Source organism: Bacillus sp. KH172YL63 (assembly GCF_011398925.1).
Classification (GTDB): domain Bacteria; phylum Bacillota; class Bacilli; order Bacillales; family Bacillaceae_B; genus Rossellomorea.
Map to the genome: position 1 here is coordinate 1781853 of NZ_AP022842.1, position 20295 is coordinate 1802147.

The 20295-nt window shown below is 44.5% G+C and carries 19 protein-coding genes and 1 pseudogene; 14 read left to right on the plus strand and 6 right to left on the minus strand.

Annotated features, from left to right (window positions below; all coding sequences use genetic code 11):
• Nucleotides 1-38: 38 nt before the first annotated feature.
• The 4 genes and pseudogenes from chrA to KH172YL63_RS08845 form a co-directional block, all read right to left on the minus strand.
• Nucleotides 39-1113: pseudogene (chrA, locus tag KH172YL63_RS08830) on the minus strand (chromate efflux transporter).
• 13 nt (nucleotides 1114-1126) lie between these two features.
• The gene (locus KH172YL63_RS08835; protein WP_173105760.1) at nucleotides 1127-1438 is read right to left on the minus strand and encodes a PadR family transcriptional regulator; all 312 of its coding nucleotides are present in this window, start codon (nucleotides 1436-1438) and stop codon (nucleotides 1127-1129) included.
• Between the two features lie 134 nt (nucleotides 1439-1572).
• Nucleotides 1573-3186: a beta/alpha barrel domain-containing protein gene (locus KH172YL63_RS08840; protein WP_332066926.1), complete on the minus strand. Its 1614-nt coding sequence runs from the start codon at nucleotides 3184-3186 to the stop codon at nucleotides 1573-1575.
• 416 nt (nucleotides 3187-3602) lie between these two features.
• Nucleotides 3603-4019, minus strand: a complete 417-nt coding sequence (locus tag KH172YL63_RS08845) for a universal stress protein (RefSeq protein WP_173105762.1) — start codon at nucleotides 4017-4019, stop codon at nucleotides 3603-3605.
• Nucleotides 4020-4288: 269 nt separating this feature from the next.
• Between KH172YL63_RS08845 and KH172YL63_RS08850 the strand changes: the two genes are divergently transcribed.
• Both KH172YL63_RS08850 and KH172YL63_RS08855 read left to right on the plus strand, forming a co-directional pair.
• Nucleotides 4289-5770 carry a SulP family inorganic anion transporter gene (locus tag KH172YL63_RS08850; RefSeq protein WP_173105763.1) on the plus strand — a complete coding sequence of 494 codons (1482 nt, stop codon included), beginning with the start codon at nucleotides 4289-4291 and terminating at the stop codon, nucleotides 5768-5770.
• An 80-nt stretch (nucleotides 5771-5850) separates the two neighbouring features.
• Nucleotides 5851-7107 carry an MFS transporter gene (locus KH172YL63_RS08855; protein ID WP_442858777.1) on the plus strand — a complete coding sequence of 419 codons (1257 nt, stop codon included), beginning with the start codon at nucleotides 5851-5853 and terminating at the stop codon, nucleotides 7105-7107.
• Nucleotides 7108-7199: 92 nt separating this feature from the next.
• Here the strand turns inward: KH172YL63_RS08855 and KH172YL63_RS08860 are convergent, their stop codons facing one another.
• Nucleotides 7200-8831, minus strand: a complete 1632-nt coding sequence (locus KH172YL63_RS08860; protein WP_173105765.1) for a M4 family metallopeptidase — start codon at nucleotides 8829-8831, stop codon at nucleotides 7200-7202.
• Between the two features lie 230 nt (nucleotides 8832-9061).
• Here KH172YL63_RS08860 and KH172YL63_RS08865 point away from each other — a divergent pair, with 230 nt between their 5' ends.
• The 6 genes from KH172YL63_RS08865 (at nucleotide 9062) to KH172YL63_RS08890 (ending at nucleotide 13066) form a co-directional block, all read left to right on the plus strand.
• Nucleotides 9062-9616, plus strand: coding sequence for a Type 1 glutamine amidotransferase-like domain-containing protein (locus KH172YL63_RS08865; RefSeq protein WP_173105766.1), 555 nt, complete (start codon nucleotides 9062-9064; stop codon nucleotides 9614-9616).
• Entirely contained in the window at nucleotides 9583-9744 is a 162-nt protein-coding gene (locus tag KH172YL63_RS08870; RefSeq protein WP_173105767.1) for a hypothetical protein, read from the plus strand. The genes KH172YL63_RS08865 and KH172YL63_RS08870 overlap by 34 nt, the downstream gene beginning before the upstream one ends.
• A gap of 15 nt (nucleotides 9745-9759) precedes the next feature.
• A complete protein-coding gene (locus KH172YL63_RS08875) occupies nucleotides 9760-10512 on the plus strand; it encodes a class I SAM-dependent methyltransferase (RefSeq protein ID WP_173105768.1) in 753 nt (250 codons plus the stop codon).
• Nucleotides 10513-10901: 389 nt separating this feature from the next.
• Complete coding sequence (locus tag KH172YL63_RS08880; protein WP_173105769.1) at nucleotides 10902-11462, plus strand: GNAT family N-acetyltransferase; 561 nt, start codon at nucleotides 10902-10904, stop codon at nucleotides 11460-11462.
• Nucleotides 11463-11562: 100 nt separating this feature from the next.
• Nucleotides 11563-12384, plus strand: a complete 822-nt coding sequence (locus KH172YL63_RS08885) for an MBL fold metallo-hydrolase (protein WP_173105770.1) — start codon at nucleotides 11563-11565, stop codon at nucleotides 12382-12384.
• Nucleotides 12374-13066 carry a serine hydrolase gene (locus KH172YL63_RS08890; protein WP_173105771.1) on the plus strand — a complete coding sequence of 231 codons (693 nt, stop codon included), beginning with the start codon at nucleotides 12374-12376 and terminating at the stop codon, nucleotides 13064-13066. Before KH172YL63_RS08885 ends, KH172YL63_RS08890 begins: the two co-directional genes overlap by 11 nt.
• Nucleotides 13067-13081: 15 nt before the next feature.
• Here KH172YL63_RS08890 and KH172YL63_RS08895 read toward each other — a convergent pair whose 3' ends face one another.
• A complete protein-coding gene (locus KH172YL63_RS08895) occupies nucleotides 13082-13627 on the minus strand; it encodes a GNAT family N-acetyltransferase (RefSeq protein ID WP_173105772.1) in 546 nt (181 codons plus the stop codon).
• Between the two features lie 399 nt (nucleotides 13628-14026).
• Between KH172YL63_RS08895 and rlmN the strand changes: the two genes are divergently transcribed.
• The 6 genes from rlmN to KH172YL63_RS08925 all read left to right on the plus strand — a co-directional run bounded on the left by rlmN (nucleotide 14027) and on the right by KH172YL63_RS08925 (nucleotide 20260).
• On the plus strand, nucleotides 14027-15097 hold the full coding sequence (rlmN, locus tag KH172YL63_RS08900) for a dual-specificity RNA methyltransferase RlmN (protein WP_173105773.1): 1071 nt from the start codon (nucleotides 14027-14029) through the stop codon (nucleotides 15095-15097).
• 166 nt (nucleotides 15098-15263) lie between these two features.
• Nucleotides 15264-16292, plus strand: a complete 1029-nt coding sequence (locus KH172YL63_RS08905) for an ArsR/SmtB family transcription factor (RefSeq protein ID WP_442858778.1) — start codon at nucleotides 15264-15266, stop codon at nucleotides 16290-16292.
• Between the two features lie 18 nt (nucleotides 16293-16310).
• Nucleotides 16311-17537 (plus strand): MFS transporter, encoded by a 1227-nt coding sequence (locus tag KH172YL63_RS08910; protein ID WP_232066153.1) that lies wholly within the window; start codon nucleotides 16311-16313, stop codon nucleotides 17535-17537.
• A 61-nt stretch (nucleotides 17538-17598) separates the two neighbouring features.
• Nucleotides 17599-18444, plus strand: a complete 846-nt coding sequence (locus KH172YL63_RS08915) for a DUF2785 domain-containing protein (protein WP_173105775.1) — start codon at nucleotides 17599-17601, stop codon at nucleotides 18442-18444.
• Between the two features lie 85 nt (nucleotides 18445-18529).
• A complete protein-coding gene (locus KH172YL63_RS08920) occupies nucleotides 18530-19819 on the plus strand; it encodes a Rossmann-fold NAD(P)-binding domain-containing protein (RefSeq protein ID WP_173108104.1) in 1290 nt (429 codons plus the stop codon).
• 81 nt (nucleotides 19820-19900) lie between these two features.
• Nucleotides 19901-20260, plus strand: coding sequence for a hypothetical protein (locus KH172YL63_RS08925; protein WP_173105776.1), 360 nt, complete (start codon nucleotides 19901-19903; stop codon nucleotides 20258-20260).
• Nucleotides 20261-20295 lie beyond the last annotated feature (35 nt).

The window sequence follows — 20295 nt, forward strand, 5'->3', positions numbered from 1 at the left end:
ACACAACGTTTGGAGGGATATACGTCTATATTGAGTTGTTATAAGTACCCTAACAGAAGACCGCCGACTGCACCTGTCAGTACAACGATCCAGGGTGGGAGTTTCCAAAACACCAGCATGCTGAACAATACAGCGGCAAAAGCAAAATCAATGGCCGTTTGGATGGAAGATGTCCAAATCGGCTGATAAAATGCCGATATCAGGATTCCGACGACTGCTGCATTCACACCCATCAATGCAGCTTTAATCTTTGGATTTTTCCGCATGGAATTCCAGAAGGGAAGACTTCCGAAAATAAGCAGGAATGCAGGCAGGAAGATTGCGACCGTGGCAATCAATCCGCCCTTCCATCCATCAATGACCGCCCCAATATAGGCAGCAAAGGTAAAGAGTGGACCAGGAACTGCCTGAGCGGCACCATACCCGGCTAAGAAAGCTTCCTCCGATAACCAGCCTGTCGGAACAAATTCACGTTCAAGCAATGGCAACACCACGTGTCCACCACCAAAAACCAGGGACCCGGAACGATAAAAGCTGTCAAACAGGGCAATCCAGTGGAGAGAAGTCATTTCTCTCAAAATGGGCAGGAGAATGAGTAATCCAAAAAACAGCGACAAAGAAATCAAGCCAAATTTACGGGAAACCGGGAAATCAAGCTGTTCAACTTCCTCTGCTGCAGCATGTTTATATAGAAAAAAGCCTATCAATGCTGATAATAAGATGACGATGATTTGGGAGACGGACGTTTGCCAAATTAATATCGTGACAAGAGCGAACAGGGCAATGGCTTTCCGATTTAAATCAGGCGTCAATTTTTGTGCCATCCCCAAGATGGCATGTGCGACCACGGCGACCGCAACGATCTTCAATCCGTGAATCCAACCTGCATCACTTCCTGGAGAAGCCGAGGGCAATCACTTCCTGGAGAAGGAGTAATATGAGGGCAATCACAAGGTCAGCATACGTTTTGTCATCCATCCACTTTCGCCGGCGAACATATTCTTCGTGAAAGTATCCGAGATGTGCGACCGGTCCCCCGAATGATGAGAACCCCAGCTTGGAGGAGATGAGGAGAAGTTCAATCAGGGTTTTGATGTTAATATTTCTTTTCATTATTTCACCTTCTTCATTCGTCTTTGATTTCTTTAAAAAGTTCGTACGCTTTTTTTCTTGCTTCGATCAATACGGCTTCGCCTTTTTCGGTGGTCGTATAATATTTTCTGATTTTACCGTCAACGTTTTTCTCGTTTTTGATCAGTAGATTGTCTGTTTCCATTGAATGCAGGATCGGGTACAATGTCCCGGAACTGATGCTGTACCCATGTTCCTTTAATTCTTCCAACATCCAGGACCCGTAGATGGGCTGCTCCTTTGCATGATGAAGAATATGGATATGGATGAATCCGAGAAACAGTTTTCGCATAACTCTATCTTCCAATGTCACACCTCCATACGCCGATATCGAAAACCGATATTGGAAATCAATATCGGAATTATACATCATAATAGGACTCATTTCAATGATTATCTTATTGATGTATATGGAAAAGGGATAAGCAAAAAGCCATACCGTTATGCTTGGTATGGCTGCGATTCATCCTTGGTGAGATGAAAATATGGATATGACCTGATCAATCCGAACACATATAAGCTCAGAGCAAAATAGGCAGGTAGGAGATGGATGAAAGTTGTATAGCCAATCGCAAAGTGAATATAAATACCAGCGAAGAAGGCAGGTATGCCTCCAATGAGAAGGGTCCGCCATACCCATCGGTTTCCTTGCTGGAATCCCCAAAGGGAAAGCGTCAATACGAGCAGCCCGACGCTGAAGAGCGCACTTCCAAACCCTGCCCGGTCATGGGCGATGACTGGAATCAGTTTATCGTTGAAATCTGAGAGCATCTCAGGCGGCATACAAAGGTAAAGCAGGTCTGTTGGTACAAAAACAGAAGTGATGCCAAGATACGAGATGACAATGCCTCCGGTCAGGAACGAAAAACCGAGCAGTACAAAAGCAAGCTGACCCTGGAGTGAATGGGCCCAGCCTTTATGGTTCCGGCGATTTCCTGAAGATGGGGTCCCGTAGATTCCTTTCGTTCGGATCCAACCGTGCACGTGAAAAGGAAGTAACAGCAGCCAAAATAATAGGTGCAGCCAGTCGAAATAGCCGTATCCGATGAACAGGAAAATACCCAAAAATCCTGTCAAAGCTGCCAAGTCAATCGCCTGTTTGGCCCATAGAAGGCCATTCCTCACACCGTGATAAGCGAGCTGGCAATATACAATCCCGCCTGATATCATCGTTCCCGCCAACGTCATGCGATCGTGGGCCATGAATGGGATGATGCGTTCATTGAATAAGTAGATACTGTCCTTCGTCATCCCTAAATAGAATTCATCATAGGACAGCATCACCGAAGTTAAGCTGAAAATGAGGGCAAGCAATCCGCCAAGCACAATGAATAACCCGAAAAACCAATATGATAGCCAACCGCTCTGCGCCTTTCTCGGTGCATCTATTTCATCCATCAATGCTTCCGTGATTCTCTTTGGCAATCCTGGACCTGAAAACACATATCCGTCAGAGAGAAGGATAAAATCTGCCCCGTTTTCCAACAAAGAGAGAGCTTGAGCCGGTTCGTGGATAGCGCCTGATGCGATGATGGTCATGGAGAGGAAAGCTTTTCTGAAATCAGAGAGTGTTTCTAAAAGAGTAAGATTGTCATTGTACTCAAATAGAAAACCTTCTATACCGTTCCGATCCATGTTTTCTGCCCGATCCATCGTTGGATTGATGATGAAAACGGGCTTAGTCCCATTTGAAATAGGAAGGGGATCATCTGAATGAATGACATAGCCGTCAGCATATGGACTGAGTGTATCCATCATGGTGGATATTTCTTCTTCCGTACCGGTTAACCTGAAAAGGAAAGGCTGCTTCTTATGGACCCCCTTTATTTTCTTTACTGTCCTCTCAAGACCGGCCGATTCAAGTGGCGAAGGGAAAATGATCTGTTCTTCTTGATGAATCACAACCGGAGTGGCAGGATTGGTTTCCTTCGATAGCGTGACCGGTCCAATTTCAATGAAGCCAAACCCCAAATTTGCAAACGCGGAAGTACCTGACAGAAGCGGGTCGATCTTTCCGCAGAGTCCTACAGGGTTGGGATATGTGATTCCATTCATTTTTTTCTCCAAATGAGGAGAACATTCTTCCCGGCCAAGGAAATGTATAAGAGCAGGACCTCCGGGAAGAGAAGCGATTGCATTCATCCCTCTGTGGATCAACTCTCTTGAAAATACCGGGGGAGCTTTTGACAATAAAGGTTTGAATATATTGTGATAAGACCAATCTGGCATCATGCATTCCTCGCAATGTAGAGATAGTAACCTCATTTTAACAGGAAATGGGAGGATGTGCGGGGTAAGTTGAATACTGTGGAGGACCTTTGAATGCGGATGAGATAAATGTTAAAGAGGATCGTTGGCTGTTTGTAATAATCCTACAAAAGGCTGTAGAACAATCCTGAAGGTGAAAAAATCCGAATGTTGATTCGAAAACTTCTGCGAAGATCGAGTCCATTCGGATTTTTGATTTCTTCCTATTTAACAATCATCACAGGACATTTTGCCCTTTTCGCCACTTTGTGGCTGACGCTGCCGAGCACCATTTCCTGAAAAGTATTTAATCCCCGGCTTCCGATGACGACCGCATCAAATTGATGTTTATTTGCATATTCGACAATGGTCGGTCCCGGTTCACCGTGTAAAAAAACTGTTTCGAAGTGGATTCCTTCATGTTTCGCCTTTTGCTCAATCAGCTGCAGCTTTTGTTTTCTCTGATCTGCTGCATCTAGTCCCCAGTGATGTAATACATCTTCTTTAGAATGCTTTCCATCGATCACATAAATGATTTCCATTCTTGAGCCTTCATGGCATTTTGCGAGAGCAATCGCTTTTTCTCCCGCCCGCAAGGAGTGTTCGGACCCATCTGTTGCAAGAAGAATATTATTGAACATCGTGTTTCCCCCTATCCAATGAAAGCGTTAAGTATGTAGTTCTCTCTTATTATATAATTTCCTCCATAGAAACTTAATCTTTTTTACACATTTTTGATTAAGGGGTGAATTCAGAAGAAAAACGATGAAAAATGGAGTAAGTGAGTTGTGTGGGCGCTTTCTCTGATGGTTCACAAATTGTCCCATCCATTATATAATGTCCCTTGTGTTTAACGGCCCCGACTTTCATGAGAGTTGAAAGTCACAAAGAAAGAGGAAGAAGGTGCATTATGAATTTAAGTGAAAAAATTAAATATGAATGGTTTGGTAATGTGAGAGGGGATGTGCTCTCAGGTATCGTTGTTGCAATGGCTCTGATTCCAGAGGCGATCGCGTTTTCCATCATTGCCGGCGTTGACCCTATGATCGGATTGTATGCTTCATTCTGTATCGCTGTGGTCATTGCGTTTGTTGGTGGTCGTCCTGGAATGATTTCCGCAGCGACCGGGGCAACTGCCCTGCTGATGACGACGCTTGTAGCAGATCACGGGTTGCAATATCTGTTAGCTGCAACGATTTTAACAGGGGTGCTTCAAATTATCATGGGTGTCCTTAAATTAGGACGTTTAATGAAATTTGTGCCACGCTCTGTCATGGTAGGATTCGTGAACGCATTGGCCATCCTGATCTTTACGGCTCAATTGCCTCACTTTGTCGATGAGACATGGATCATGTATGCGATGGTAGCAGGTGCGCTTGCAATCATCTATATCCTGCCACGTTTCACAAAAGCTGTGCCGTCTGCTCTGGTTGCGATCATTGCGGTGACTGTGTTCGCAGTTCTGACAGGAAGCGGTGTGCGTACAGTCGGGGATATGGGTGAACTAACGCAAACCCTGCCGATTTTCTTGATTCCGGATATTCCGTTTACGTTTGAAACATTACAAATCATTTTCCCGTATTCCTTATCGATCGCGATTGTCGGATTGGTTGAATCCTTGCTGACTGCTTCCATCGTTGACGATATGACTGATACATCCAGTAATAAGAATAAAGAAGCAAGAGGACAGGGGATTGCCAATATCGTGTCTGGATTCTTCGGAGGAATGGCAGGTTGCGCAATGATTGGACAATCTGTCATCAACGTGAAATCGGGAGGAAGAGGCAGACTCTCAGCTCTTGTTGCCGGGGTATTCTTGATGATCCTGATCCTTGTATTGAATGATTTCCTTGTACAGATTCCGATGGCTGCTCTCGTTGGCGTCATGTTCATGGTTTCGATCGGGACATTTGATTGGTCTTCATTGAAGAACCTTCACAAAACACCATTTACCGACACACTTGTTATGCTTGTGACGGTTGGTACCGTATTATTGACACATGACCTATCTAAAGGGGTCCTTGTTGGAATCATCTTAAGCGCAGTATTCTTCGCTTCAAAAATTTCAAAGGTGAAAATCACTACAATGGCTTCAGAAGAAACCCATAAGAAAGTGTACAGAGTGTCTGGACAGCTGTTCTTCGCTTCTGTTACTGAGTTTGTAGAAAGCTTTGATTTTAGTGAAAATATCTCTGAAGTGACGCTGGATCTGACTCATGCCCACCTTTGGGATGACTCAGCTGTAGGCGCGATTGATAAAATCGTGATTAAGTATCACCAGAATGGGGTAAAAGTAAATTTGATCGGCTTGAACACAGAAAGTAATCAATTGATTGACAAACTGGCTGTTCATAATAAGCCGGGCGGATTGAATAAAGCTGCCAATCATTAATGATATAGTAAAAGCCCTTGGTCGATCTGACCAGGGGTTTTTCTGTACATATTCAGAATGGAGGAAGAGGGTTGACAAAAATACATTCAAATCTCCCATTTCAGTCAAAAACTTACTATGGATGGTCCATCGTGGCAGTATCTGCCCTTTGTGTCTTTTTTTCAGGACCGGGACAAACTTATTCGGTTTCTGTTTTCATCGACGCGTACATAAAGGAATTTGGTTGGGGGAGGTCTGAAATTTCCAGTATATACTCTGCCGCGACCCTGCTGGCAGGGTTATGCATGTTTATGATCGGTCGACTCATTGATCGATATGGGCAGAGGACAATGTTGGTTACGGTGTCGTTTCTGCTTTCCTTTGCATGCTTCTTTAATAGTATCGTGACGAACCTCGTGATGCTTTTTATCGGCTTCTTCCTTCTCCGCTTACTCGGTCAAGGCTCCATGACACTTATTCCAAATACACTTGTTCCCCAGTGGTTCATTACGAAGAGGGGAAAGGCATTAAGTTTCATGGCAATCGGCGGCTTTGCAAGTTCTGCATTATTTCCTTTGGTTAATACGTATCTTGTCTCAGCCCATGGATGGAGAAACTCGTGGCTGGTATGGGGTGGGTTGCTGCTCATATTGGTCCTTCCAATCGTTTACTTCTTCGTCAGGAATAAGCCTGAAGATGTTGGCGTGCTGCCTGATGGGCATATCGATACTGCGTCTGAAGAAAGATCTGGTCATTCCGATTTAATCGAAGACAATTGGTCACTGAAGGAAGCGATGCGCACGAGGGCGTTTTGGCTGATCCTCTTTTGTGTCAGTATACCGGCGCTGATCAATACCGGCATCACGTTTCACTTGATCTCCATTTTTAAATGGAATGATCTCTCGGTTGGTACGGCTGCCTTTGTACTCAGCCTGATGGCCCTGATCGGATTTCCGATCACACTCATAGCAGGAAGGGTACTGGACAGGGTGAAAGTGAATGTTGTGTTGACGGGTATATTTGTCGGAGAAGTGATCTTCACTCTGTTTCTGATCATAACAGATACACCATTAAAAGCGGTCATATTCGGTGTATTATGGGGGATAAGCGGCGGCTTCGAAAGGATTGCACTGAATTATGTCTGGCCAAGTTACTTCGGCAGGGCGTCCCTGGGCAGCATTAAAGGGACAGCGACCACCGTGATGGTGCTCGGGTCTGCTTTCGGTCCACTGCCATTTGGGTTTGCTTTTGATACCTTTCACGGTTACAAAGAAATTTTGCTGCTTTCCCTTGTTTTCCCCGTCCTTGGAATCATTTGTTCAATCGCTGCCAAAAAACCGGAAAGGCTTAAGGTTTGAAGGACCATAAGAAAATCCGAACGATTTCGCCATGTGTGAAATCGTTCGGATTGAATGAAACAATCTTCTAAGCTTTTGGATTTAAGGGTGTGTTAATTAATGCCGACTGCGTCAAAAGATAGTTTCACAGCATTTACTTCTGCCGAGGAACTTCCGTATAAGTCGGTTGCAGCCTGCACAGCAGCAGCCCGTGCCTGGCTGAATGTAGAAGAAGCAGTCAGGTATACCGTATTCATGCGGTAGTAAATCTTACCGAGCTTTTCACGGCCGATTCCAGGTACATTCACACCGTAATGGGTACCGCCTTCACTTAATAAATACGCCTGCTTGTTAATGATCCCGGAATTGGTATGAACGCCACCATTATCACTTGTCCCTGTATAACGTTTGGAATAATGATCAGGGTCTCCATATTTGGTCGGATCACTCATTGAGCGAAGGGCGTCTCCGGATGTTCCTGGAGTATAAATGTCTTCACCAATTTCAAAATCAGGATTGAATCCGTTCTCATATTCAACCAATGTTCCGAAAATATCCGAAATCGCTTCGTTCAGCGCACCAGATTCGTTTTGGTAAACAAGATCGGAAGTGAAATCTGTCACCGCATGCGTCAACTCATGGGCCACAACATCAATTCCTCCAGACAGCGGGGCGAAAGTCGTTCCGTCACCATCTCCATAAACCATCTGAGAACCGTCCCAGAATGCATTATTGTAGTTGCTGCTATAGTGGACCGATGATACCAGCTTGGCTCCCTGGTTATCATATGAATTCCGGTTAAATTTATTTTTATAATAATCGTACGTGACGCCGGCAAAATAATGAGCGTCGACAGCAGGCGCATCATACGCATCATTCAGCACATTATCACTGTCAGACCAAAGTGTGCCAGGCAAGAAGAATTGCGGGAAAAACGTCCGGTTGTTCATATTATATGTATAAACACCCTTCCCCCTTGTATTGTCCTGTAAATAGTATTTACCGCTTGAAAGGGTGGTGTTCAATGATTTTGAAGCCCCCAATACCCCTTTACCTGTTCCGACTGAATTGGTTCCGGTCACCTCGTGCATATCATTATACTTGTTCAGGATTTCCCCTGTTTTTGCATCGATGAAATAATTCCAATTACCTGGAGACGGCTCAAGGTAATGCAAGTTTACAAAGTAGGCGTACGTCGCAGAATCCCCATCTGTATAAACGACAAGCTCCGGCTTCGCTTCTGATTCAAATGTCGGATCCAATTCAAGATCCCCTTTGGCGATTGTCAGGGCTTTTTTGCCATTCAGCTTCTTTTTGGCCCCCTTCATCTTTTGATCAAGATCGGCAATCACTGAACCGGAAAGGGTTTGAAGGACGCCGTTGCTTTGTACGACAGCTGATTGTGTCGAGCCCCAGACAGGCACACCTTTATACGTCTGCTGGATACGGACGACTGTGTTCCCGAGTTCATCTTTTTCAGATGAAAGAAGCTTGAACTGTTCGTCCGACTTTCTGTCAGAAAGCTTAAACTTCGCTTTGTTTTTTTCCAAGAAGGAAAGGACGATTGCATCTGCCTTTTTACCCGAAGGAGAGGACAGTGACCCTGACACAAATTCCGGCGTTCCTGATTTTTTGTTCATTTGAAAGTGAAGTGAATCGCTTGGTGCGGCCAAACTTCCTGTCGTGATCATCCCTGATAATAATCCGACTGAAAGTCCCACAGTAATCAATTTTTTCTTTTTCAATGCATTTCCTCCTCTTTTTTTCTAATAATTCTGTCAAATAAAGATTATCATAGGATTCAGCGATGTGGTATTGAGAAAATCCGGGACTTTATACCGATAGAGAGTCAGGTGTTTAGGAGCGAATGAAGGAAATATTTCATCATAACGGGCAGAAATGGACAAGGGAAAAAGATTGCTTCTTTTATGGTAAAATATGCTAACATGAAGAAGTGAAGGGAGGGGTCGGATTGATGGGTACGTTATTTCTGTCAGGAGGAGGAGACCGTGAACAGACGAGGGAAATTGATGCAGCATTCGCTGCAGAAGTGGATAGGTCAAAACCGGTCCTTTATATACCGGTTGCCATGGACGAATCCCATATTTCTTATGACTCCTGCTATGAATGGATTAAGAGGACGCTGTTTCCGCTTGGATTGCGGGAAATTTCGATGTGGGTCGATTTATCTCAAAGGACAATTGAAGAGTTGCGTGGCTTTTCTGCCGTATACATTGGCGGTGGAAACACATACAGCCTTTTGAAGAATTTCTCGGAGACAGGTTTTCATACGTTGCTGGATAAGTTCCTGGCTGAAGGTGGCATCGTCTATGGAGGCAGTGCCGGTGCCATTATCATGGGGGCATCCATTTTGACCTGCGCACATATGGACGAGAATGCCGTTGGCTTGAATTCGTTCAATGGCTTGTCATTGATGGAGGACTATTCCATATGGTGTCATTACGAAGAGAAGGACGATCCGCTCGTCCGGGGGTTATGGATACAACGGGAACACCAGTCATTGCTTTAACGGAGAGAACAGGATTGAAAATGCAGGATGGAAAAGCGGTGGTCCTCGGCACGATGGATGGGTTTGTGTTCACTGGAAGAGAGAAAATCAGGCTCCAGCCAGGACAGTGGCTGGAGGATATATTTTAAGAAAGCAGGTGGCAAATGAAACAGAATATATATGATCATCCGACATTTTTTAAAGGATATCTGGAATTAAGGGACAGCGGAATCACATATAATGATTTTCTTGAGCAGCCGGCCATGAAAGCGGAAATACCCGATCTGAAAGGGAAGAGAGTGTTAGATTTGGGCTGCGGCACGGGCGTTCTCTCTTCTTATTGTGTGGAGAAAGGGTGCACTTCCGTTGATTCTGTCGACATCTCAAGCAAAATGATTCAAAGAGCTGAGGAGAGAAACCCTCACACGAAGATAAATTACATATGCACACCCATTGAAGAATTCGAAGGGAGGGACAATGCTTACGACGTGATTGTCAGCTCCCTGGCGATTCATTATATAGCAGATTATGAAACGCTCATGAAGGGATTGGCAGACTGGCTAAAAGAAGACGGAAAGCTGATCTTTTCCATCGAACACCCGGTTGTAACAGCACGACAGGAAATGAACAATTGGGCCAAGGATGAAAACGGGGAACGGCTTCACTGGGCTTTGGATGATTACCATAAGGAAGGCAGGAGGGAGCAGCATTGGTTTGTTGATGGTGTGATAAAGTACCACAGGACGATCTCTACCCTCATCAACGGGTTGACCGCTGCAGGTTTCATGATAGAGAAAATAGTCGAACCGCTTCCTGATCAAGAAGGACTGGAGCATCTACCCAACTTGGCAAATGAGTACAGAAGGCCATCCTTTATGATCATCAGATCGAGGAAGATCAATCAAACCCAGGTGTAGAATTGAATGTAAAAGTGAATTTTATTTAAAAAACGGTGGGATATATTGACAAAAAGGAAGTTATTCCTATATAATTTCAATAATTTAAAATATTTCCATTTTGACAGTGAAAAGACATTCATCGAGATAGAAATGATGTACAGAGAGCTCTTAACTGCTGAAAAAGAGACTTCATGATCCCGTTGATAAAATCCTTTGAGTCATGCATGAAGCAATTTGTTTGTAAATGCATCGGGTTCTCCCGTTATAGAGACAGGATATACTAATATCCGACAAGGTTGATATGGTGACATATCAATAAACTGAGGTGGTACCGCGATCTGAACTCTCGCCCTCAAGATTTTATTCTTGGGGGCGGGGTTTTTTTATATTGAAAAGGAGTGGTCATGATGAACCCAGTATTACTCGATATTCCAGAAATCATTGAAACAGAAAGACTAGTATTAAGGATGCCAAAGCCTGGGGATGGCACTGTTGTGAATGGTGCAATTAAGGCTTCCATAAATGAATTAAGGCCTTGGCTGGGCTTTGTGCAGGAAGAGCCTTCAGTCGAAGATACTGAAACGAACACAGTGGAAGCACATGCAAACTTTCTCACAAGGGCGAGCTTGAGGTATCTTATTTTCAAAAAAGGGACAAATGAATTTATCGGTTCGACCGGTTTTCATAATATTGACTGGAACGTCCCTAAATTCGAAGTTGGCTATTGGATCGACACCCGTATGGGAGGACACGGATACATGGTGGAAGCAGTAGGGAAGTTGACTGAATTCGCTTTAAGCGAGCTGAAAGGGAAAAGGGTCGAAATCCGATGTGAATCCACCAACATGAAAAGCAGGGCAATCCCGGAAAAGCTTGGCTATGAATTGGAAGGGATCCTCCGGAATGAAGATCTTTCAGTCGACAATGAAAGACTAACGGATACGTGTGTGTACGGAAGGATATCTTGATTGATGAGAAGCCGGACGAATATTGGCAGAATTCAATATTCATAGATTCTTATCGAATTGGTGTAATGTTATACATTCATTGAAACAGGAGGTAATCTACATGAAACGATATATATGTGAAACATGCGGGGTACAGTATCAAGCTTCTGAAGAGGAACCGGAAATTTGCATCATTTGTGAGGAAGAGCGACAATATGTCAACCCCGCCGGACAGTCCTGGACGACTCTCGAGGAAATGAAACGGGGCTCATTCCAAAATTCGATTACACTTGAAGAAGCGGGCTTATACAGTGTGAAAACTCAGCCGCAGTTCGCGATTGGCCAGACCGCATACGTTATTCAGGAGAACGGTTTCAATCTTCTTTGGGATTGCATCTCTTATCTTGATGAGAAAACGTTTCAGGAAATACATAAGCTGGGGGGACTTGATGCAATTGCCCTGTCCCACCCTCACTACTATTCCACGCAGGTGGAATGGGCGGAAACGTTCCAGGTTCCACTTTACATTCACGAAGACGACAGAGAATGGGTGATGAGAGAAAGTGACTTCATCCACTATTGGAGCGGGGAGTCCCTCGAACTTCATGAAGGTGTGACCATCCATAGGTTAGGTGGTCACTTCAAGGGTGGAGCGGTACTGGAATGGAAAGCGGGCTTTGAAGAACAGGGGGTATTGCTTACAGGGGATATCATTCAGGTTGTCGCTGACCGTAATTGGGTGAGCTTCATGTACAGCTACCCGAACCTGATCCCTCTTCCGGCTGCGAAGGTGAAAGAAATAGCATCGAAAGTGGAGGGGTTGTCCTTCGACCGGATTTACAATGCTTTTCACAAGGTCGTGGAGGAGCATGCCCATGAAAAGGTGCAGAAATCGGCAGAAAGATATGTGCGTGCTTTGGAGGGGCTGTTATTTGATACGTAAGGAGCGGTTAAGGGAGGAGATCCTCGCAGTAATCCCGGGGAATATGAGACTGGGTTTTTATTTATACGACACTCATTCCAAACAATCAATCGGAATCAATGAACATGAATGGTTCCCCTTGGCAAGCATCACAAAATGGATCACATCCATCTTTGTGGCGGCCCATCATACAGTTGAAGAGGATGAGCTTTTCTCTGCTGTCAGTGAACATAGCGGGTCAGCATACGGAAAGTTATGTGAAAAGCTCCCAGAGAACACGCTTAACGAGCGATTAAAGGGGCTCGAGATCGATTGCAGGGTTACTTCTGAAAATGATGACACGATTCATAATTGTGGAACCCCTGCAGGCCTTTTTAAAGTGATGAACCTTCTGTTTTTTGGTCCTGACCAGGAAAAGATGACTGCCATAATAGAAGGAATGAAACTGCAGACGGATCCCGATGGCTTTCGCTTCAATGGTCATTGGAATCATATGACAGGTGGTCTGGCCGGGGTGTGCAATGACGTCGGTTATGTGAAAACCGAAGAGGGGGAAGTCATGGTGATCGGCCTGCTTCACACCAATGATGAGACCGTTGAATGGGAATCGCTTGAAAAGGTAATGAACAGGATAGGTGAGTTGATCAGTGAGGCAAATTTACTGCCACTCTCTGAAACAAAGTACAACCGGCTTCAAATATGATGCCGGTTGTTTCAATTATACTTTCATCCAATCCCTTTTCAGTAAGCTGTATGTGACAATATCCTCATAATGGTCATACAGCCATTGGCCGTCCCTCGTGATGCCCTCTTGTATAAAACCCAATCTTTCCGGAACTCCGATGCTTTTCTTGTTGCTGACTGCACACTGAATGTCTATCCGGTTAAGGTTCATTTCAATAAAAAGGTACGGTAATAGTGCAGAAATCGCTCTTGTAATGATCCCTTTCCCTTCTGCAGACTGGGCGAGGAGGTATCCGATACTCGTGCTCCGAGTTTTCCAGTCAATGTAGTGAAGGCCGACCATACCGACCAATTCCCCCTGATAGCGGATGCCGGCATCAAAACCGTTGTTGTCTGCGTATTTCTGTATCCATATGGGGATCACCGGTTCCAGGTCCTCTGGACATTGCCGTTTATCCACCCAAAGCAGCCACTGCCTGAGATGACTGCGGTTTGAATCGATCAATTCATATAATTCTTTTTTATGCTGCTGTTGGAATAACTCAATTGAAATTTCTTCATCCACTGTGAAAGAAAACAAGATGCTCCACTCCTTACTTTGATTTAGAAAATTATACCATGTGAAAAATGGAACATGCCTGTTTTTTATAACTTTTCAGAAAGGAATGTGTTTTTCTTTCCATCCTTGGATTACTTATTCACTTGATTGTCGGTATGGAGAGAACCAATTGATTTCCGCTATATTGGGCAAAACCCTTCTGCAAGAGATACCGTAAGAGCTTTACACCGCCCCGTTAACATCGACTGCCCCTATAAGTTTCAGCGCAAACCTGTTCAAAATTCAGCCTTTGAAATACAAATCATACTGTATTACGGAATTCCAATTCTTCACAACACTTATAAATCCCTTGAAACATTACCATACTTTAAGTAGTATAGATAAGTAGAAAATTGTAGAGTTTTGAAATGAGGGTTTTAAATGGAAAAGAAATCCATATACGGATTAACATTAGATCAATTGACCACATGGCTTGTAGAGAACGGACAAAAGAAGTTCCGTGCAGCACAAGTATGGGATTGGTTATATAAAAAGAGAGTGACAAGCTTTTCAGATATGAAGAATCTGAATGGGGATTGCGTACAGCTGCTTGAAGAGCACTTCCATCTTCATACGCTTAAGCAGGAGATCAAGCAGGAATCCAAGGATGGCACGATTAAATTCCTGTTCAAGCTGGAAGACGGCAATTTGATTGAGACGGTATTGATGCGTTTCAATTACGGCTTGAGTGTATGTGTCACCACCCAGGTCGGATGTAACATCGGCTGTACATTCTGTGCAAGTGGTCTCCTGAAGAAAAACCGTGACCTCTCAAGCGGCGAGATTGTTGAGCAGATCATGAACGTGCAGCACCACTTGGATGAAGCAGGTAACGGCGAACGTGTGAGTCACATCGTTGTGATGGGAATTGGTGAGCCATTTGATAATTATGAAAACATGATGGACTTCTTCCATGTCGTGAATGATCAGAAAGGTCTTTCCATCGGAGCGCGTCACATTACCGTATCAACGAGCGGTCTTGCCGATAAGATCTATCAATTCGCAGATGAAAAAATTCAAATCAACCTGGCTGTTTCCTTGCATGCACCGAATAATGAGCTGCGTACGAAGATCATGAAAATCAACCGGGCATATCCGCTGGAGAAATTGATGCCGGCAATTGATTATTATTTGGAAAAAACAAATCGACGCATCACTTTTGAGTATATCCTACTCCGTGACGTCAACGATCATAAGGAAGAGGCCCTGCAGCTTGCCAAATTGCTGAAGAACAAGCGTCATCTTTCATATGTGAACCTGATCCCGTATAATCCTGTTGATGAACACAACCAGTATCAACGAAGCACGAAAGAGGCGATCGTCGAATTCTACGGTACATTGCTTGAGCATGGAATCAACTGTGGTGTACGTGTAGAACAAGGTACAGACATTGATGCGGCCTGCGGTCAGTTGAGAAGTAAGCAAATTAAAAAAGATAAAGTCAAATCATAAGAGATGTATTCAGCACACAGACCATTTTAGGTTTGTGTGCTTTTTTATGGTTCTTGTAAAGTCGTTAGGATAATTCTAAAAATATTGAATTTTACGTTCTAATATTTTAGAATGAATATGAAATGAAAAATGTGGAAAAGGGGTGGATCCGTTGGGCGTTTTACATATGTCCGGAAGAAAGAGAGAGACATACGAGGTTGAGGTGCAGGCCTCAATCCTGTGGGAGAGTGCACTTGGAATTGCTGCCATCACGAATAAGAGACTGATCGATACGTTAGAAAAGTCAAATCAATCATGGGAGGAGCTTCGTAAGTCCCTGTCACCCTCATTACGAAAAGAACTGGCCACTGTCGAAAAGACAAACACTTGGAAAGCGCTGCTGCTGCTCCTTCATCAGAAAGAATGTCAAACCCTTCCTGAGTTCCTTACCTATGTGGATCACCTGCAGGAAACGGATCTTCGGTATATATGCCTGCCTTATATCGGAAGCAGGTGGCAGGAACATCGAAAACGGGCATCTCTTGGCGACGGGGGATCCCGGGTGGAACTCCAACAAGCCGTGAAGGATCATCCGTTTTTTCCTGACTATATCCATCATATTTGTACGGAGGAGCCTTCAACGTTAAAGGCCCATATTAAGGAAGTGATGAGCGGCTGGTTTGAAGAAGTAATGGTTTCAGAAGCTGACAAGTTAAAGGAAATCCTCGCAAGAGATAAAGACATGAAGTTGAAAATGAAAGAAAAACTGAATCCTGAAGCTTTGGTTGAATGGGCGACCGGGGGCATCACTTACTTACCTGAGCCAAGCGTACATAAAGTGCTATTGATTCCCCACACGATATACCGGCCATGGAATGTAGAAGGCGATATTGAAGGTGTCAAAATCTTTTATTACCCTGTAGCCAATGACAGCATACATCCAGATGATCCTTATATGCCAAGTTACTTCCTGGTCCAAAAGCATAAAGCGCTTGGGGATGAGGCAAGGCTTCGTATGGTGAAACTACTGAAAGGATCGGGGCGTACGCTTCAGGAAATCACCAATGAGCTGAACATGGGTAAATCAACCGTTCATCACCACTTGAAGATCCTCAGGTCTGCAAGGCTCGTTGAGTCACGGGAAGGAAAGTATTTTTTGAAAGAAAATGCCGTGCACTCATTAGCGAAAGAATTGTTACAGTATTTGGCCGACTGAATAAAGGAGTGAGAGAATGTGGGGGAGCATGCAGTCAAGTATGAGCAAAGGGGCGAATTACCGCCGTTAAAAAGAAATTATCCTGTTTTCAGGTTCATGGGAGGAAACTTGATTTCATTTTTTGGAGATCAAATTTACCTCATTGCGATTCCGCTATTGGTGCTGGCGCTTACAGGTTCGCCTGTGAGCATGGGGATTGTGGCAGCCCTTGAGCGGCTGCCGATATTATTGCAGCCATTCGCAGGGATATTATCGGATACTTACAAACGTAAACGTCTGCTTCTCATATGTGATGCAGGAAGAAGCGTGCTTGTAGGTGGGATCGGCATCCTTTTCATCCTTGGTATGTTGGAAATGTGGATCGTGTATCCGGTCGTGTTTGGTATAGGCTGTTTGAGCCAAATCTATAACACGTCCCAATTTGCTTCGATCCCCGGTCTTGTGAAGAAGAAAGACCTCCAAGCTGTGAATGCACTGAATTCAGGGGCATTTAATTTGGCCTTGTTCTTGGCGCCCGGAGTAGGGGGATTGATTATTTCCGTATTCAATCCAGGATACGCCCTGTTGGTGAACAGCTTTAGCTTCCTTGTATCGTTTGCTGCCATTTTAAGCCTGCAAATGAAAGGGGAAAAGAAGGCTTCATCAGGTTTATCGATCTGGCGGGATATGGGGGAAGGATTTAAATTTGTCGTACATACGAAACCTATCTTGTATACAAACCTCGCCATGGTGTCTTCAGTGTTTGGAACGACGTTATTTCTTACCCTGCTTGTGTACCATCTGAAGGATACAGTGAATGTAGATCCCGTGCATATCGGCTGGTTGATATCAATCGGCGGTGTCGGAGCCGTCACCGGTGCTTTCACGTCCACTATGATCCGGAAGCGATTTTCATACCGGAGGATTTTATTTATTTCTTCATTCATCGGCGGGATGTCCATTGTATGTTTTGGTTTGGCAGATTCCTATTATTGGCTCATGGTCATGAATGCTGTCGGGACTTTTACGGCAGCACTGATGAGTCCATGCATCATCACTATCCGTCAGACTTTGACTCCGGACCGCCTGCTTGGAAGAGTCCAGGCGACCAGCCGCCTGTTAACATGGATGCTCATGCCCCTGGCCGCTTTCCTGGCAGGCATACTAGCAGAAACCATAGGGACAAACACCACCATCATACTTGCCGGCACCATTTCAACACTTGCCTCCTTTCCCTACCTTCACCGCAGTTTGAAAGATAAATAGAGGGACGGACCTCCATATGATAGGATGAAAGGAAAGCCATAATGAAAAGAGGCATGACGCCATGATCACAGAAACGCAATTGAAAGAAAAATTAAGAGAAATTGACTTTACCCAATTTGCTTCAATCGAAGGAGTTGATATGGACCTTCTACTGGGTGAAATGATTTTCCACATAGGCTCTGTTGACGGACAACTGAGGGATAATTTGATTTATTCAAGCTTTTATAGACTGATCGAACATAACGCTCTTTCTTCCCCTCAAATGCTCCTGCTTCTCGATACTTGCATGGATGAAAACCATTTGTTTCTTGGAATCGGAAGCAGGGATGACACAGTCTTCACCCGGGCGTTTTCTTCACTCGTCCTTGCCTTGCTGTTGAGAAAAAATCGTACCCAGTCTTTTCTGCCGCCTGAGAAGGTTCATCAAGCAATTTCTGCCTGCTTTCATTACTTGGAACGGGAAGAAGACACAAGGGGATATGTGGAAGGGAAAGGCTGGGCTCATAGCATCGCCCACGGAGCGGATCTTTTAGAGCAGGTGATCCGCCATCCTGCTTTTTCTCCGGCATTACACGTAACGGCCCTAGCTGTCATCGAGAACTGCTTATTGAAAGATACAGCTTATATGGATGAAGAGGATGGACGACTATTTTATGCGATAGAAGCCCTTCTTGACAGAGGGATGGAGATTGATGTACTTTATCGCTGGCTGTCCGGACTGAAGAAAGAGATAAGTGAGCGATTTATTGAACAGGGGTACTCCAATCCCTTCTATCGAACCAAACTGAATATAGAAAACTTCTATAAAACCTGTTATTTCCGATTGAAATGGAGGGGGACAGGTGAAGAAATCTGTGCATTTATCGAAAAACTACTCGAAAAATGGCATAACCACGATTACAACTAAGGGGGATCAGCCGTTGAAACATAAACATTACGATTTGACGATCATCGGTGCTGGGGTGAGCAGCGTTTTTTTCGCCTACACACTGATGAAGGAAAACGAACATCTTTCCATTCATATGATCGACCTCGGCAAGGAACTCAGTGAACGGAAATGCGGCCTAGATGATGGAGGGGCATGCACTTGTGAAGGGACGTGCAATAAGTACATAGGATTTGCAGGACTTGGGAAGTCAGAAGGGAAATTTAATTATACAAATGACTTCGGGGGAGAGCTGGGGAGAAAGATCATAAACGATGAAGCACTTGAATGGATGAAGGAAGTAGACAGGATCCTTTGTGCGTTTGGGGGTGAAGTCATCCAATCGTACAGCACGAAAAATGAGGAACTGTCAAAGCGGTCAGAATCCGCCGGAATGAAAGTCCTCTCAACAGAGGTCCGTCACCTGGGGACAAAATTGGCAAGTGACATTTTTCAGAGGATGTATGATCTGCTGAAAAAGCGTGTAGACTTCAGCTTCGAAACCCATGTTGACGGAATCATTAAACGTGATACCGGATTCGACATCCAAACCGATAAAGGTCTTTTTACGACAGGGAAGCTTGTGATCGGCACCGGGATGAGTGGAAGTGAGTGGCTGAAAAAGCAAGGGGATGCCCTTGGACTGACGCCTGGCGAGGCACGACTGGATATGGGGATACGTGTTGAAATGAAAGGGGATCAGCTGCAGTCGATCTTGCGACATACATTTGAAACGAAGTTGAAGATTGAAGGGGATGGATTCAGCGCGACCACCTATTGCATGAATCCAAACGGCAGGATTATCCGGAAACATCAGCATGGACTCGTGATGCCTGACGGCCAGAATGCCCGTGAGGAAGAGGTCCCAAGTGCAAATTTGAACTTCAGTTTATTTGTGCCAAGGTATTTTCCGTCCCACGATGAGGCGATGGCATATGCCCGCCATACGATCGGTGGTATCAATCAAGGCAGGGACCGGGTAGTCATGCAGAGATTAGAAGATTTCAGATTATATCGTATGACAGAGAGCGTGGATGGAAATATCGTAGGTCCGTCCCTCGAAGCTGAGTGCGGTAACCTGCGGGAAGAGGTGCCGGAGCTGTATGGAAATGCACTTGAAGAATTTCTGCATGCTCTAGAGAAGCTCATTGGTGAAACAATACACGATGACACGCTTCTGTATGGATTGGATGCAAAGTTTTTTGAGCCTAAATTAAAGACGAACAAATATTTTGAGACAGACATTTCGGGTCTTTATTTAATCGGGGACTGCTCAGGGGAAACCCATTCCCTGTCACAGGCAGCGGCAAGCGGCGTCTATGTGGGTCACTACCTGGGGAGTGGATTTTCCAAATAAATGAATATTTTGACAATATTTGAAACCTTTCTGTTTGCTCATGCGTATATGTTGTGAGTGACAAGCAGAAAGGATTTTTTTATGGGATTAAGAGCCGAGCGGTACGATTACGAGCATGAAAAGAAAAAGGAACCGGCAAAGCAGCTGAAAATGTATACGTTCCTGCGCATTCTTGGGTTATGTATTTTCACCGGCTGGGGAATCATGATCTTCACTGTCCCGTTAGATTTAAACGATGATTTAGAATGGGTCATCGTAAAAGGAGTTCATCTGGACAGAGAGAAGATCATTAAATTCTTCCTGTGCTGGGGAACGGTCGGCGTGCTGTATTATGCTCTGCTATATGCCCATTTTGTAATGGCATGGAGTAGAAAAGCTGTTTTGACGACCTTAATGTCTCTTGGAGTTTTGGATGTCGTGTTATTCTTCCTGTCTTTGTAGAGAGTAGGGTTTCTTAAAAAATATGGGCGGTGACG

Bases quoted from the DNA above. Each gene is read 5' to 3' on its own strand.
- KH172YL63_RS08840 (WP_332066926.1), bottom strand. From the start codon at position 3,186: ATGAATGGAATCACATATCCCAACCCTGTAGGACTCTGCGGAAAGATC.
- KH172YL63_RS08845 (WP_173105762.1), bottom strand. From the start codon at position 4,019: ATGTTCAATAATATTCTTCTTGCAACAGATGGGTCCGAACACTCCTTG.
- KH172YL63_RS08850 (WP_173105763.1), top strand. From the start codon at position 4,289: ATGAATTTAAGTGAAAAAATTAAATATGAATGGTTTGGTAATGTGAGA.
- KH172YL63_RS08865 (WP_173105766.1), top strand. From the start codon at position 9,062: ATGGGTACGTTATTTCTGTCAGGAGGAGGAGACCGTGAACAGACGAGG.
- KH172YL63_RS08870 (WP_173105767.1), top strand. From the start codon at position 9,583: ATGGATACAACGGGAACACCAGTCATTGCTTTAACGGAGAGAACAGGA.
- KH172YL63_RS08875 (WP_173105768.1), top strand. From the start codon at position 9,760: ATGAAACAGAATATATATGATCATCCGACATTTTTTAAAGGATATCTG.
- KH172YL63_RS08880 (WP_173105769.1), top strand. From the start codon at position 10,902: ATGAACCCAGTATTACTCGATATTCCAGAAATCATTGAAACAGAAAGA.
- KH172YL63_RS08885 (WP_173105770.1), top strand. From the start codon at position 11,563: ATGAAACGATATATATGTGAAACATGCGGGGTACAGTATCAAGCTTCT.
- rlmN (WP_173105773.1), top strand. From the start codon at position 14,027: ATGGAAAAGAAATCCATATACGGATTAACATTAGATCAATTGACCACA.
- KH172YL63_RS08905 (WP_442858778.1), top strand. From the start codon at position 15,264: ATGTCCGGAAGAAAGAGAGAGACATACGAGGTTGAGGTGCAGGCCTCA.
- KH172YL63_RS08915 (WP_173105775.1), top strand. From the start codon at position 17,599: ATGATCACAGAAACGCAATTGAAAGAAAAATTAAGAGAAATTGACTTT.
- KH172YL63_RS08920 (WP_173108104.1), top strand. From the start codon at position 18,530: ATGAAGGAAAACGAACATCTTTCCATTCATATGATCGACCTCGGCAAG.
- KH172YL63_RS08925 (WP_173105776.1), top strand. From the start codon at position 19,901: ATGGGATTAAGAGCCGAGCGGTACGATTACGAGCATGAAAAGAAAAAG.